The 13,987-nt window shown below is 43.9% G+C and carries 16 protein-coding genes; all 16 read right to left on the bottom strand.

Annotated features, from left to right (window positions below):
• Positions 1-131: 131 nt before the first annotated feature.
• The 16 genes from minD to M1E09_RS05610 all read right to left on the bottom strand — a co-directional run bounded on the left by minD (position 132) and on the right by M1E09_RS05610 (position 13,980).
• A complete protein-coding gene (minD, locus tag M1E09_RS05685; protein WP_456273885.1) occupies positions 132-935 on the bottom strand; it encodes a septum site-determining protein MinD in 804 nt (267 codons plus the stop codon).
• 1 nt (position 936) lies between these two features.
• The gene (gene minC / locus M1E09_RS05680; RefSeq protein WP_456273884.1) at positions 937-1,617 is read right to left on the bottom strand and encodes a septum site-determining protein MinC; all 681 of its coding nucleotides are present in this window, start codon (positions 1,615-1,617) and stop codon (positions 937-939) included.
• Between the two features lie 189 nt (positions 1,618-1,806).
• Positions 1,807-2,325: a rod shape-determining protein MreD gene (mreD, locus tag M1E09_RS05675; RefSeq protein WP_456273883.1), complete on the bottom strand. Its 519-nt coding sequence runs from the start codon at positions 2,323-2,325 to the stop codon at positions 1,807-1,809.
• On the bottom strand, positions 2,322-3,200 hold the full coding sequence (mreC, locus tag M1E09_RS05670) for a rod shape-determining protein MreC (protein ID WP_456273882.1): 879 nt from the start codon (positions 3,198-3,200) through the stop codon (positions 2,322-2,324). The genes mreD and mreC overlap by 4 nt, the downstream gene beginning before the upstream one ends.
• A 245-nt stretch (positions 3,201-3,445) precedes the next feature.
• Entirely contained in the window at positions 3,446-4,450 is a 1,005-nt protein-coding gene (locus M1E09_RS05665; RefSeq protein WP_456273881.1) for a rod shape-determining protein, read from the bottom strand.
• 129 nt (positions 4,451-4,579) lie between these two features.
• Entirely contained in the window at positions 4,580-5,251 is a 672-nt protein-coding gene (gene radC / locus M1E09_RS05660; RefSeq protein ID WP_456274910.1) for a RadC family protein, read from the bottom strand.
• 71 nt (positions 5,252-5,322) lie between these two features.
• Positions 5,323-5,889 carry a Maf family protein gene (locus M1E09_RS05655; protein WP_456273880.1) on the bottom strand — a complete coding sequence of 189 codons (567 nt, stop codon included), beginning with the start codon at positions 5,887-5,889 and terminating at the stop codon, positions 5,323-5,325.
• A gap of 555 nt (positions 5,890-6,444) precedes the next feature.
• Positions 6,445-7,434 (bottom strand): hypothetical protein, encoded by a 990-nt coding sequence (locus tag M1E09_RS05650; protein WP_456273879.1) that lies wholly within the window; start codon positions 7,432-7,434, stop codon positions 6,445-6,447.
• Between the two features lie 103 nt (positions 7,435-7,537).
• Complete coding sequence (locus tag M1E09_RS05645; RefSeq protein ID WP_456273878.1) at positions 7,538-7,978, bottom strand: type II secretion system protein; 441 nt, start codon at positions 7,976-7,978, stop codon at positions 7,538-7,540.
• A 28-nt stretch (positions 7,979-8,006) separates the two neighbouring features.
• Complete coding sequence (locus M1E09_RS05640) at positions 8,007-8,771, bottom strand: hypothetical protein (protein WP_456273877.1); 765 nt, start codon at positions 8,769-8,771, stop codon at positions 8,007-8,009.
• A complete protein-coding gene (locus tag M1E09_RS05635) occupies positions 8,768-9,385 on the bottom strand; it encodes a PilN domain-containing protein (protein WP_456273876.1) in 618 nt (205 codons plus the stop codon). The genes M1E09_RS05640 and M1E09_RS05635 overlap by 4 nt, the downstream gene beginning before the upstream one ends.
• The gene (gene pilM / locus M1E09_RS05630) at positions 9,385-10,344 is read right to left on the bottom strand and encodes a type IV pilus biogenesis protein PilM (protein WP_456273875.1); all 960 of its coding nucleotides are present in this window, start codon (positions 10,342-10,344) and stop codon (positions 9,385-9,387) included. The genes M1E09_RS05635 and pilM overlap by 1 nt, the downstream gene beginning before the upstream one ends.
• A gap of 18 nt (positions 10,345-10,362) precedes the next feature.
• Positions 10,363-11,118, bottom strand: a complete 756-nt coding sequence (locus tag M1E09_RS05625) for a prepilin peptidase (protein WP_456273874.1) — start codon at positions 11,116-11,118, stop codon at positions 10,363-10,365.
• A gap of 23 nt (positions 11,119-11,141) precedes the next feature.
• On the bottom strand, positions 11,142-11,612 hold the full coding sequence (locus M1E09_RS05620) for a prepilin-type N-terminal cleavage/methylation domain-containing protein (RefSeq protein ID WP_456273873.1): 471 nt from the start codon (positions 11,610-11,612) through the stop codon (positions 11,142-11,144).
• Positions 11,613-11,724: 112 nt separating this feature from the next.
• Positions 11,725-12,936, bottom strand: coding sequence for a type II secretion system F family protein (locus M1E09_RS05615; RefSeq protein ID WP_456273872.1), 1,212 nt, complete (start codon positions 12,934-12,936; stop codon positions 11,725-11,727).
• Positions 12,937-13,980, bottom strand: a complete 1,044-nt coding sequence (locus M1E09_RS05610; RefSeq protein WP_456273871.1) for a type IV pilus twitching motility protein PilT — start codon at positions 13,978-13,980, stop codon at positions 12,937-12,939.
• Positions 13,981-13,987: the final 7 nt, after the last annotated feature.

The following is a 13,987-nucleotide window of genomic DNA, read 5'->3' as shown; positions in this document are numbered from 1 at the left end:
GTCCCTTTTGCTAACAATGTATGACTTGTCCGAAGGAAATATGTCTATGTCTGATTACTGCAGCAGCCAAAAGCATAAAAAAGCCGTCCTGCGAAAAGCAAGACGGCTAGGAATATACGATGCAAATTCTTTTACGCCTTCACACCAAAGAACTTCTTCAGTTTGGTGAACACACCCGGTCTGTCATCATCAAGGGATTGAAGAGGAACAGATTCTCCCAGGATTCGGCGGGCGATATTTCGGTAAGCAATAGAGGCCTTGCTGCTTGGATCCATTGCAATCGGTTCGCCTTTATTGGATGATTTTATGACATTATCATCATCCGCGACAATGCCGATCAAATCTATGGAAAGATGCGTAGTAATCTCATCTACATCCAGCATTTCCCCGGTTTTCATCATATGGGTGCGGATGCGGTTGATGATCAGTTTCGGAGGCTCTATGTCTTCTTTTTCAAGCAGGCCGATGATGCGGTCGGCGTCCCTTACAGCAGAAATTTCAGGGGTCGTGACAACAATCGCCCTGTCAGCTCCGGCTACAGCGTTTTTATAGCCTTGCTCGATCCCTGCAGGACAGTCGATGATAATATAATCATAGTCCTGTTTAAGCGTATCAATCAATTTTTTCATCTGAGCTGGAGAAACAGCAGATTTGTCGCTCGTCTGCGCAGCGGGAAGCAGGAACAATTTATCGTCGAACCGCTTGTCCTTCACAAGTGCCTGATGGATTTTACAGCGTTCTTCGACAACGTCCACGAGATCATAGATGATACGATTCTCCAGTCCCATAACGACATCAAGGTTACGAAGCCCGATATCCGTATCTACTAAACACACTTTTTTCCCTTGCAGAGCTAATGCCGTACCAACATTCGCAGATGTAGTCGTTTTCCCTACTCCGCCTTTACCAGAAGTAATTACAATTGCTTCACCCACATTAGCGTCCCCCTTTAAAACTAGTAATATTCGGTCTTAGATGCTTTAACACTTGCAATCTGTCAATTACGATTTGATTAGAATCATCTATGTAAGCGCACTCCATTTCGTGACTTTCATCTTTATCGAAATGATCAGGAGCCCTGTTCAGGCAATCAGAAATCCGCAGCTGGGAAGGTATCATTTGGGATGCGACAATAACCGCTTCATCGCTCCCCATATAGCCTGCATGAGCGATCCCTTTTAAAGAACCAAGGATGTAAAGATTGCCGCCGGCTTTTACCGTTCCGCCGGGGTTCACATCCCCAATGATCAATAGATCCCCTGGGGCTTCAATGACCTGTCCGGAACGGATGACTCCGGCTATTGTATGGATTTCACTTTCTTCTTTAAGTTTTACCGCTTCTTCATTCGTCATTACATTGCTTGAGATCTCTTGTACTGACAAATTGCGTTTTTCAGTGACAACCTTCTTCAGTTCCTCTTTTTGGGGCGGTGTTAAATATCTGTTTCCCGCCTGTATCTTCACAGTGATGAGCGGAGAATCCTCATTATGGTGGTATTGGGCTGAAAGCTTGTCCTTTAACTCATTCTTAAGTTCAACAAAGGAACACTGATCATTCAGATGGAGAGTAAGGCCATCTTTTGTTCCCTTAATCATAACATTTTGCCTATTTTTCATGTCGGAATAATTCACCTCAGTCGTCATTTAATTCGACAAAAGCATGCCCGTTTCCTTTTTTTAAAACATGCTTTTTGTATTTTATTGCAGCCGGGATGTGAGGTGATAGAAATTGTTTCTTACTGCTGTTTCCCTTTAACCTAACATACTATTTTTCAGCAGGCTGACAAACATTATGGGCAAAAGGACTCAGTCTTCAAGCCTTTCTTTCTCAAGCTTCAAAAGCAGTGCTTTTAAAGGGTACGAGAAAATGATCATAAAAACTGCATTCAGCACTAATGTCGGCCATAGCCGAAGATCAGCAAACGTTACAATATCCCACCCTGTCTTTCCGATCAGTAAATTGATCTCATACACAAGGAATTCCAATATAGACAGGTTCAATAAAATGACAATACCGGTAACAATCAGGTTGCTGTGAAGCACCTTCATGATCTTTGATGTCAAAAAGGTTGTGAATGGGAATATGAACAAATGCACCCCAAGGACTTCAGTGAAAAATGAATCGTATAGAAAGCCGAAGATAAACCCGTACAAAATGGCCGTAGCATTATGGTAATACACACTTATCAACATGATGAAAATGATTAAAAAGTGAGGAACAAGAACCCTGTCACTATTATAAACTTCCATGGGCAGAAGCGTAACGAATACGCTGGAGCCATAGAAGCAGATTAAAGCTATCAGCGGAAGGAGAAGTCGTTTCATTCCTCTCCCTCCGCATCTTCAGGTTCCTCTAAATCGACACTCTTTTTGCTTCTGTTCACAACCATTACATGTTCAAGGTGATAGAAGTCAGCTGTTGGTTTCACATAAGCTGTCTGTGTCAGGCCATATTGATCCGGGACAATTTCCTTCACTTCCCCAATCGGGAGGCCTTTCGGAAACACGCCGCCCAAGCCTGACGTGATCACTTTCGATCCTTCCTTCAGCTTGATATCGTTGGGAATCCGCTTTACAAGAAGCTGATCCCGGTCCGTATCATATCCTTCTATAGACCCTACAGCATTAACATCTCCCTGAATCAGAGCGGAAATCCGGTTGTTCGGGTTTTTTGTACTAAGCAGTTCAATGGTGGAAGAGAACTGTTTAACACTTTTCACCTTTCCGATTAATCCTTGGGAAGTAATGACAGCCATATTCGATTGAACACCCTGGACCTTTCCTTTATCAATGATCAACAGGTCATCCCATTGGCTTGGATTCCTTGCAATCACTGTCGCCTGGATGGGATCATAATCTCGCAGGTTCTCTTCCTTGCCGAGAATCTGGCGCAGTTCCTCGTTATCCTTTTCAAGATCTTTTACCATCGTCTCCAATTTCACGAGCTCTTCAAGGCGGGATTTCAGTTTTTGGTTTTCTGTATACGTATTCTGCAGATCTTTCACATTCTCAATAAATCCGGAAATGGAATTGACAGGCCTGGAAACCAGCGACTGGCCGAATCCGACAATATCTCCTACAAATTGTTCGGGCCAGGATATATTATCCCTTTCACGAACAGAATATCCTATCAATGCCACCAGCACGATGATGCTGACAAGAAGGATGATCAATCGTTTATTCAAAAAAAAGCGGGGCATGATGAAAGACACCTCTATCTTTTACACTTATTTTCTCTCCTGATGTGATATGAATGAATACAACATGTACACTTCTTAATCTACCATTTTTCTTATAAAGGAAAAAGAGCATTTTACGCAAAAACGAGCCATAGAAGTGTTGATACTTAATAGAGTGGATTGCTTTTCAGTTCTGTACAAACAAGAAGGGGCTGCCCACAAAACCTTTCAATGAGTGCAGCCCCATTTTTAACAGTTGCGAAATATTATTTTTTATTTTTAAATAAGTCGATATGGTCCAATGCTTTCCCTGTGCCGATAGCCACGCAGTCAAGCGGATTCTCTGCTATAAGAACCGGCATTTTCGTTTCATCACTAATGATCTTATCGAGGTTGCGAAGAAGTGCGCCTCCTCCTGTCAGGACAATTCCTCTGTCCATGATATCTGCTGCAAGCTCCGGCGGAGTCTTCTCCAAGGTGCTCTTCACTGCATCCACAATGGAATACACCGTATCACGAAGGGCAGCAGCAATTTCGTCTGCTGTGATTTCAATCGTTTTCGGCAGGCCGGTCAGTAGGTCACGGCCGCGAATATCCAATGTATCAATGCCTTCCGAATCGCCTGCTGAACCAATTTCAACTTTGATTGTTTCAGCTGTACGGTCCCCGATCATAAGGTTGTAGGTTTTTCTGATGTAATTAATGATCGACTCATCCATCTCATCTCCGGCAACCCTGATGGATTGGCTTGTAACGATTCCGCCCAGGGAAATGATTGCGACTTCAGTCGTTCCGCCGCCGATATCGACTACCATGCTTCCAGTCGGCTCCCAAACAGGCAGATTGGCACCAATCGCTGCTGCGAAAGGCTCTTCAATCGTGTAAGCGTCCCTTGCCCCCGCCTGGCGTGTCGCATCTATGACAGCACGTTCTTCAACCGCTGTTATGCCTGATGGAACACAGATCATCACATAAGGCTTACGTGAAAAAGATCCCTTCCCATTCGTAGCCTGCTTTATGTAATATTTCATCATAGTCGCAGTTGTTTCATAATCGGCAATGACACCGTCTTTCATAGGCCTCAGGGCAACGACATTGCCGGGAGTCCTGCCAATCATATTTTTAGCGTCATTCCCAACAGCGACGATTTGCTTTGAGTCTGTCTGCAAAGCGACGACTGATGGTTCACGGACGACGATTCCTTTTCCTTTAACATATACGAGTGTATTAGCCGTTCCTAAATCTATTCCAAGATCCTTTGTTCCAAACATTGTTGTATCTCCCTTTCTAATACGGAATGGGCACATTCCAATCTATATAAGTGCTTTCACTTTATATTTAACCAAGCTTGCAAAAATCATAAACAATATTATAGCTCAACCATTCCAGAAAACAAAGTATCATAAGTAGCCTTTTTCCTTTAAACTGACATATTTCTTCTCTCCGATGATCAGGTGGTCAAGAACCTCTATCCCTATGATCTTTCCGCATTCAGCCAGCCTCTTCGTGACCTCGATATCTTCCCGGCTGGGGGTCGGGTCACCGGAAGGATGGTTATGGATACAAATGATGGAAGCTGCCGACCTCCGGAAAGCTTCTTTAAAGACTTCGCGGGGATGCACGATGGAAGCATTCAGGCTTCCGATAAAAATCGTCTGCTTATGCAATACTTGATTCTTGGTATTGAGATAAAGGCAGACGAAGTGCTCCTGTGACAGGAACCTCATATCATTCATAACATAGTTCGCACCATCTTCAGGAGAACGTATCGAATACCGGTCATCATATTCCAGATTCGCGATGCGCCGCCCAATTTCAACAGCGGCCATTATCTGAACGGCTTTTGCCAGACCAATTCCGTTGATATCCGTGATTTCCTCGAGGGATGCTTCCTTTAAAAGCCTCAATCCTTCAAAGGTCGTCAGGACACGATTTGACAATTGAAGAACAGACTCCGATTTTGTGCCTGTCCTCAAAATGATTGCCAGCAGCTCCTGGTTTGACAAGCTTGCCGGACCGCTCTGCACCATGCGTTCCCTTGGCCTCTCATCAGTGGGGTAGTCCCTTATCATCAGTTTCGTTTCCGTCAATTCATCTTTCCTCCCATGGCTAACGATTGGGAGTCATAAGAGAAAAAATAGGCTTATGGGTGATAACCCATCTCCTGCAAGCTGCGGTATACCTGGGAAATCGGCAGTCCTACAACTGAAAAATAATCACCATGAATTTCTTTTACAAGGAAGGCGCCAAATCCCTGGATTCCATAACCGCCTGCTTTATCGATTGGTTCACCAGAAGCTGTATAGGTATCTATTTCCTCTTCTGCCAGCTCCCAAAACGTTACATCCGTTTTTTTGTAAAACAATTTTTGCTGATCGTCTTTCACAATGGCTACACCTGTATAAACTGAGTGTGTGTTTCCAGAAAGGGCTCGCAGCATTTGCTTGGCATGAGTGGAATCAGCCGGTTTTCCCAGAATTTCATCCTGATGGACCACAACGGTGTCGGAGCCGATCACAAATGAACCTGGATTGTCTTTTGCAACAGAAAGTGCTTTTCGTTTCGCGAGTTCCATGACGACTTCATGAGGCGGTGAACCTTCTGAATATGTTTCATCTGCATGGCTGATTGAGACAGTGAAAGAAAGTTGGATTTGTTGTAGAAGATCTTTTCTGCGGGGGGAACCTGAAGCTAAAATGAGGTTTGACAATTCATACACCTTTCCCTTCTTCCGTAAGATTGGGAGATACAAGTTCATCGTACCAAATAGTTGTCCTATTCACAACTATTAAGAGGAGCTGGGATTGTTCGACGCTTATTAATCTGAATCTTTAATTGTGCTAAGATTTCCGCTTCAGGTGCACGACTCCGCGGGGCGGGCGGTGAGCCTCCTCGGCTGTGCCTGTGGGGTCTCACCTGTCCCGCTAGTCCCGCAGGAGGTCGTGCACCTTCCGCTCCAATCATATATAGTTTGCAGTTTAATTTTTCATTTATGTAGTGTAAAACCATTAACAATCTTCTTCCATTTTACCAACATAACGACACTTAATAATCCTGTTTTTGTTTTTGCTAATACCAGTGTTAATTCATCTTCTAAAATAAACTTACCCTATCTTTATTTAGACAAAAGAGGACGAAATCTTAAGCGATTTCGTCCTCCAAGTTTTCGGTAATTTTCCTTTTGTCCTTTGAAAATGATCCAATTACATTACCCTCAGCATCTACTTATATATTTCCCGGAAAATATACAAAATACCTGAACAGTCTACAATTTGTGATAGGCTTCTAGATAGCTTAGAAGAGATTGCTGTGCAGCCATTAATTTTTGCAGTTGTGAGGACGATTGATATTCCTGCAGATTAAGGGCTGCGGATTCAAGTTTTTCCTTTAAGTTCTTCACCCCGTCACTATCTGCTTTCATCCCATTTAATTCTTTTATAAGTGCTGAGATTTCCGTCATTTTTTCGTTATTTACTTTGCCGGTTGTATAGGCATTTGAACTTTCAGATGCCAGTGCTGTAAAAACTGATTTTGTTTTCTTGGCAAAAGCAGCATCCGCTTCTGTTCCCTCGAACTGTTTCTCAGGAAGAACGATATCTTTTGCATAGACTTTGATGTCTTCTGCAGCCAGCTTTTCTCCCAATGATTTGGCACCTTCGAGATCCCCGGAGGTAGCCAGGAACAGGTACTGGTTCGAATCCATGGCCAAGATCACTGTAGGAATCCCTTTACCCTGCAATGATGCCTGCGTAGCTTTTGCCGACTCCTCAGTAGAAAATGCCCCGCCTTGCACCACAGAAGCGTTAAAGCTTTCAATCGTTACTGCTCCTTTCACAGCCTCAGTTCCAGTTCCCGCTCCAGCAGCTTCCTCTTCTTGCAGCTGAATAGCCGGTGCAGATTGTTCTCCCTCTGTAATGACATTAAGAATAATTAATCCAAAAACCAAGGAGACTGCAATGGCACCGACTAGCGTATAAATCAGCCGGGAAATCCCCGGTGTCAGCTGACGACTTCCAAACTGTCTTTTCCCCTTCTTTTTTTGTACATAATTAATTTTTTTGAATTCTTTAGGGACTGGTTCTTCATCAGGAAGGACCCAGTCGAAAGAATCTTCTTCGGCACTCTCTTCAGCAGCGGCGGATTCTTCTTCTCCTAACTTCCAATTATGTACAAGCAGTTCTTCTTCCTTGAACTTCTTTTTATCCCCGTTGATTTTGATTGTGATGCTGGCATCCTTTTTTCCCTGCTTGTCCAATTATGTCCCCCTCCTCTGTGTCGTTTTTTTTATGCTATCACAAGGCATAAAAAAAAGAACAAGACTTTTGTCGTCTTGCCCCCAGAGGTTTTCGCCAATTTTTTCAATTGTCCTGAATGGCTGCTGTATCAAGGTCTTCAATTAGCACAGGTGATTCATCATCATCAACTTGATTACAGATTTTTTTGGTCTCTCCAATAAAACAGATGGAGCTGACTTGTTCTCTATCGATTATTACATAGGATTGGTTACTTTCCGGATCGAGTAAATTATTTGTAAAAGGATCCTTGATTTCTTCAATCATATTGTTTTCGTAAAGAGTCTCATATGTTACTTTAGTGAGTTCTCTATCATATAAGAGAGATTCCTTCGCATACAGACTGGCGGCATCCTTCAATGTATAGGCATTTGCCACAAAAGCCTGATGCTTAGACTTGTCGATAATCTGGCCGATCGCAAGCACGGCAACCATGCCGACAATACCCATGATTACAATGACAGCAAGCAGTTCAACGAGTGTCAATCCCTTTTGATTCAGTTTCAATTCATCCAGCCCCTTTGCTGGCAGTCATTTATTCGTCCTCATCTTCTTCCAGGTCGCTGTAGCTGCTGAATGGATTCACCTTGTTTGCAGGCGGCGGTGTCTTAAGCCCCGGCATCTCTTCGATCAATTGCATTAAATCAGGGAGGTAAAAAGCTGCTACGACCAACTTATAGCTGACCTTATCATAACTGTCCCCTTGGATTGTCGATTCTTCCGGACCTTCAAAGGCAATCTGTTCGATTTCGGTAATCCTGTCCAGATCTTCAAGCACTTCCAAAAACTTTTCCATTTCAAAATAACTAGGTGATTCCACAGAAATCGTTGCATTCAGCTTTTTCAAGCCTTGCGGAAGGATTTCTTGTGCAGGTGCCTCTTCTGAACCTTCACCCTCTCCACCATTAGCAGAAGAAAGATTTTCAATGTCTTCTTCTGCACTCTGTGACGCCAGCGGCAGTGTGACATCTCCCTCTGAAAACTGCATGCTGGAAATAAAGCTGTTCGATACGGTTTCCGCCTTTTCCAAATCAAGAAGAAGCTTTTCAGTCATCGGCTTGACCGGAACCCTTTTTTGCAGGGCAATGGAGCTTTGAAAGGTTTCCTCTTCAATGTTACTCGTTTTCTCATCAAGGAGGGCAATCAACTTCTCTTCTGTTTCCAGTTCCTGCTCACGAAGGGTAATTTCCTTCTGCACCGGGTTATAAAGTAAGAAGTAAATACCCGTTAAGATGATGATGGCAAGTAAGATTGAGCCGGAAATCAGAAGCCACTCTCTTTTTTCATATTGGAGGTTCATTCGTCATCCCCTCCTTTATTATCATCGTGAAGTTCATTCTTGATGAAACCCGGGTTCAAAGCAATTTCATATTGTCCCATGTACCTCGGCATTACTTTATCTTCAGTCAAAATCACTGTCTCTGAAGAAGTGTTTGACTGAGCCGTTTCAACAGAAACCAGCTTCGCTTCGCCAATCCATTTGGAATTCTTCAAGTCATTCAGGAAGTAAGCAGCCTGCCTGCTCGTATCGAACTGGACATTCAAATTGATTCTTCCATCTTCTGTATAACTGAACTGCCTGAAAAATCCTCTTTCCGGTAAAAGGGAGGTTAAATGTTCAAGTACCGGAACCGTTTCGATCGGGTACTGTTCCGCCCATTCGACAGCCGTCTGCAACTGCTCCAGGCCATCAGATGACTCTATACTGTTAATCGCTGTCTCCTGCTGAAGCCGGTATTCCTTCTTCATTTCGAGGTCTTTTGCAAGGTTATCCAATTCGTTCTGTGACAGCTGTGTTTGCAAAAGAAGGAAAGCAGCCCCCAAAAGAGTTAAAATAAGTGCTCCAAACGCAATATAAACAGGTAGCCGGCGCTTTCGCTCTTTCTTTGGCAATAAGTTAATGTCAATCAGCATCACAGCACCTCTTTCAAGGCCAAACCGACAGCCAGGTCAAAATATCCCGGTACCGTTTCACCATTCGCAGCCAGTATCGCTCCTGACGGGGATTTGCGGATATTGATGTCAATTCTGTCTTTCAGGCTGGTATAGATTCCTTGCAAACCCGGGTGGTCACCGGTCAAAAGGACATTATCGACGTTGACCTCTCCCTTGTTCAGTGAGTACTTGTAGAAACTGAATACCTTCTCAATCTCTTTAAACGTATCTTCCAGGTAAATAAGGGACTCTCTCATCTCTTCCATCGCTTCCGAGATTTCCACATCATTTTGAAATGAAATCGGCCTGAGGAAGATCGGCTGGTTATTATGAAAAATCGAAATGGTCAACAGCTTTTCATCAAATTGAAGAATCATTTCATGGTCACCGCTTTTGACCATATCATTATGATAAAAATACCTGTACAGTGCCAATGGCGATATATCGGCGACAACCGGCTTCAACTTGACTTCATCAAGGATATCCCGATAAGAATGAATGACCTCTTCAGGTGATGCAACCAGCAGGATTTCCTGTTTGTCCTCTTTTTTACCAAGCAGTACTACGTCAAAAAGCGGATCTTCAAAAGGCAGATGGATCGAGGTGCCGATTTCCATGAAAAGATACCCTTTCAATTCGTCTTCCCTGATGTCTGCAGGCACCAGCACTCTCTTAATGATAATAGAGGTACTCGGAACAATGAAACGGACCTGCCGTTTTTTTATCCCCCAGTCAAGAATGCACTCTTCCAGGATCATGGCAAGGGTTTCATAGTCAATGATCTTTCCATCCGCAATCACACCTTGAGGAAGAAGCTTTTCGCCGTAATTTTGCAAGACCAGAGGAGACTCAGACTTCAAGTCTGCATACCGGATTGCTGTATCGGTGATGACCAGGTTCGCTATTCTATTATTATGACGAAACAACCCAAAGTTCATTGACTATAACCCCTTTACCTATTGCCAGACTAATAATGATAGATACCAATTGATGATGTCACTGTAGCAGAAATACGATATGAGTGCTCCTGCTGCTATGAACGGACCGAATGGAATCGGTTTTTTCCGCTGAAAGAAGCCGAATGCCAACCCGATGATCCCAATCACCGAACCGAGAAGGGTAGCCAGAAAAAACGATAAAAGCATCGGTTTGACCCCCATAACGAATCCAATGACAGCGTATAATTTAATATCTCCACCGCCCATGCCGCCTTTGCTGATGACAGCGATGAGGAGCAGAAGCGCAAACCCGATTGCTGCACCCGCAAGTGAATCCCACCATGGAGTGAGAGGGACAAAAATTCTCTCTAATAAAAAAAGCCCCGAAAAAAACAGCAGAACTTTATCAGGGATAATCATGTATTTTATATCAGAAACCAAGATGATCATAAACAGCGAAACAAGTGTGAGAGCGACCAGAAGTTCAGGCTCCCATCCGATGATGAAATACGAGATTAAAAATAAAATACCTGTTAAAGCTTCGATTAAAGGATAAAGAGGAGAAATGTGCCCCCGGCAGCGGGAACACTTTCCTCCTTGAAATAAATAGGATATAACCGGAATTAATTCCTTTGCCGTCAGTGTATGGCCGCAGCCCGGACAGGCCGAACGCGGCTTGACGATCGATTGTTTAAGCGGCACCCGCAGGCCTACTACGTTGTAGAAGGAGCCTAGGAGTAGGCCGTAAGTTAGTAATAGTAATAGTATTAACATTTAATATCAATGTAACTTTAGACTTAAATGTCTTCATCTGCTGGAGCAGCAGTACCATCAAGATCAATATTACCCCTAGTAGCAGTGTCTGGATTAATATCACTGGCATGTAGGTTTCCATCTTGATCGGCTAAAGTAACAGTATAAGAATAATTGCCGTTATCGCCTCTTGTTATAGTAACGAAACTACCAGTACGACTATAGGAGTCTTCAGAAGGATTATCTACTTCTTCCAAATAACCATCACTAATAAGAGTATCCAAAGAAATTTTATCGCCATCATCAGCTTCATTTGCCGTAACAGCTAACCTAGCTCCACTAACCATTTGTTGAGCATTAGCAATATGTGCATCAATACGCGAGTTATTAATAATCCCACCAATACTAGGAATAGCAATAGCAGCAATAATACCAAGGATAACAACGACAGCAAGTAACTCGATAAGAGTCAGACCTCTTTGGTCTTTCAGTTTTTGACCGACTTTCTTAAACATTTTTCGTACCTCCTATGATTCTTTTAGATTAGGTAAATAGTATTCCTGTTTTAATTATACATGACAATTTTGTCAGTTAAAGTGGTAATTTGTAAAAATTTCAAAGAAATTGTTAGTAATTTTGGACATTGTTAAAGATCTCGAACATCGGCACCATAATCGAGGTGACGATGGTTCCTACCAATGCGGCCAAGAATACAATCATTAAAGGCTCTATCAATGATTTCAACCTATCCGTACTGTTTTCAACTTCTTTTTCATAGAAATCAGCGACTTTTCCGAGCATGCTGTCCAGAGAACCGGTTGTTTCTCCGATGGCAATCATCTGCGTTACAAGCGGCGGGAACGCCCAATGCTTTTTCATCGGTTCTGTCAGTGAGGTTCCTTCTTCAAGGGAATTCCTTGAATTACGAAGAACGCGGGCAATAACCTCATTTTCAACAACTTTCTCGACGATTGCCAGAGCCTGCAGGATCGGAACTGAACTGGAGAACAGAGAACTTAATGTTCGTGTCATCCTGGCCAGTGCCGCTTTCTGAATCATGCTTCCGAAAATCGGCATGCGCAGCATCGCGTAGTCAAAGTAGTATTTTGTTTTTTCATTTTTCTTTATCACCATGATGCCGGCTGCAAATGCCGCCATCGCTGCCGTAACCAGATACCAGTATTTCTGCATGAATTCACTGGAACCCAGTACGAATTTAGTGATCGCAGGGAGCTCTCCGCCAAAATCTGAAAGCATCGTGACAAAGGTCGGCACGACGGCAACCAGCAGGAAGATGACAACGGCAATCGCAATGACGCCGACCACTGCCGGATAGGCAAGAGCAGAAACGATCTTTTGCTTGGTCATATGCTGCTTTTCATAGTGTGTCGCCAGGCTTTCCAGTGTCTCATCAAGACTTCCGGAAGCTTCTCCGGCTTTGACCATATTGATCAGCATCGGTTCAAATATTCTTCGATGCTTTGCCAGTGCATCTGACAACGGGTTACCATCCTTAAGTTCCAGCTCAATGTCAGACAAGGCTCTGCTAAGAACCTTGCTTTCTGTTTGAGAGGAAAGGATGTCCGTTGCATCCACTACGGTTACACCAGCCTGCAGAAGCGTTGCGAACTGGCGGAGAAAAATGACCATATGCTGCAGTTTGACCGGGTTGCCGATGGCGATATCTTTTGTCAGCAGTGTTTCCGGTACTTCATTCATTTCAATGACACGTATTCCCTGGTTCTTGAGCTTGAGCATCGCTTCCCTTGTCGATGCTGCCGTCAATATTCCTGACTTCTTGCCAGTTCGTCCGCGCCCTGTATATTTAAAGCGGGCCATCTAGGACGGCTGCTCCATGCCGATATAAGGGAAGGCAGATTCGCGGCTGATAATGCCTGCTTCATATAGATTCTTAATACTTGAAGACATGAGATGCATCCCCATTCCTTTTGAAGTCTGCAAAATATTATCGATCTGGTGGACTTTCTCGGAACGGATCAGATTCGCAATTGCGGCATTGTTAACGAGAAGTTCCGTCGCCGCTCTGCGCCCTTTCTTATCAACGGTCGGAAATAACCTTTGCGAAAGAATCGCGACCAGCACGGAAGCGAGCTGGATCCTGACTTGCGCCTGCTGCTCTGGAGGGAAGACATCGACAATCCTTTCAATCGTTGCTGCTGCACTTGAGGTATGCAAAGTGGCAAATACCAGGTGTCCGGTTTCTGCAGCGGTAATGGCCGTATGAATGGTTTCCAGATCTCGCATTTCCCCGACAAGTATAATATCGGGGTCCTGTCTGAGGGCACTTCTCAAGCCGCGCGAGAAATTCTTCGTGTCAAAGCCCACTTCACGCTGGTCGATAATGCTGCTGCCATGTTTATGAAGGTACTCAATCGGATCTTCCAACGTAATAACGTGCTTTCTCATCGTCCTGTTTATATGATCGACCATTGAGGCGAGCGTCGTAGACTTTCCGCTTCCGGTCGGCCCTGTAACCAATACGAGCCCCTGAGGCTTCTCTGTAATTCTTTTCAAAACAGGAGGAAGTTCAAGTTCATCTATGCTCGGTATGCTCGTCGGCACAATCCGGATTGCCAGCGAGATGCATGAGCGCTGCTGATAGGCATTGATGCGGAAACGGGAAACCCCTGGAATACCATAGGAAAAATCAAGCTCTCCCTGATCCAGGAACATGTTCCACAGGTCTTCCGGAATGATGGACTTCGCCATTCCTTCTGTATCCGCCGGCTTTAAGACTTCTTTTCCGTATCGTTTCAGGTCTCCATGGAGGCGGAAAACGGGCGGTGCACCGACTGTCAGGTGGATGTCAGATGCCTTCAATTCATAAGCTGAACGCAATAAATAATCAATTTTTTCCTTCACTATCATC

Source organism: Bacillus sp. AK031, assembly GCF_053903065.1.
This window is presented reverse-complemented; position numbering and strand designations above follow the sequence as displayed.

Excerpts from the sequence above, each read along its gene's own strand:
- minC (WP_456273884.1), bottom strand. The coding sequence starts at position 1,617 with ATGAAAAATAGGCAAAATGTTATGATTAAGGGAACAAAAGATGGCCTT.
- mreD (WP_456273883.1), bottom strand. The coding sequence starts at position 2,325 with ATGAAACGACTTCTCCTTCCGCTGATAGCTTTAATCTGCTTCTATGGC.
- mreC (WP_456273882.1), bottom strand. The coding sequence starts at position 3,200 with ATGCCCCGCTTTTTTTTGAATAAACGATTGATCATCCTTCTTGTCAGC.
- M1E09_RS05665 (WP_456273881.1), bottom strand. The coding sequence starts at position 4,450 with ATGTTTGGAACAAAGGATCTTGGAATAGATTTAGGAACGGCTAATACA.
- radC (WP_456274910.1), bottom strand. The coding sequence starts at position 5,251 with ATGATAAGGGACTACCCCACTGATGAGAGGCCAAGGGAACGCATGGTG.
- M1E09_RS05640 (WP_456273877.1), bottom strand. The coding sequence starts at position 8,771 with ATGAACCTCCAATATGAAAAAAGAGAGTGGCTTCTGATTTCCGGCTCA.
- M1E09_RS05635 (WP_456273876.1), bottom strand. The coding sequence starts at position 9,385 with ATGCTGATTGACATTAACTTATTGCCAAAGAAAGAGCGAAAGCGCCGG.
- pilM (WP_456273875.1), bottom strand. The coding sequence starts at position 10,344 with ATGAACTTTGGGTTGTTTCGTCATAATAATAGAATAGCGAACCTGGTC.
- M1E09_RS05625 (WP_456273874.1), bottom strand. The coding sequence starts at position 11,118 with ATGTTAATACTATTACTATTACTAACTTACGGCCTACTCCTAGGCTCC.
- M1E09_RS05620 (WP_456273873.1), bottom strand. The coding sequence starts at position 11,612 with ATGTTTAAGAAAGTCGGTCAAAAACTGAAAGACCAAAGAGGTCTGACT.
- M1E09_RS05615 (WP_456273872.1), bottom strand. The coding sequence starts at position 12,936 with ATGGCCCGCTTTAAATATACAGGGCGCGGACGAACTGGCAAGAAGTCA.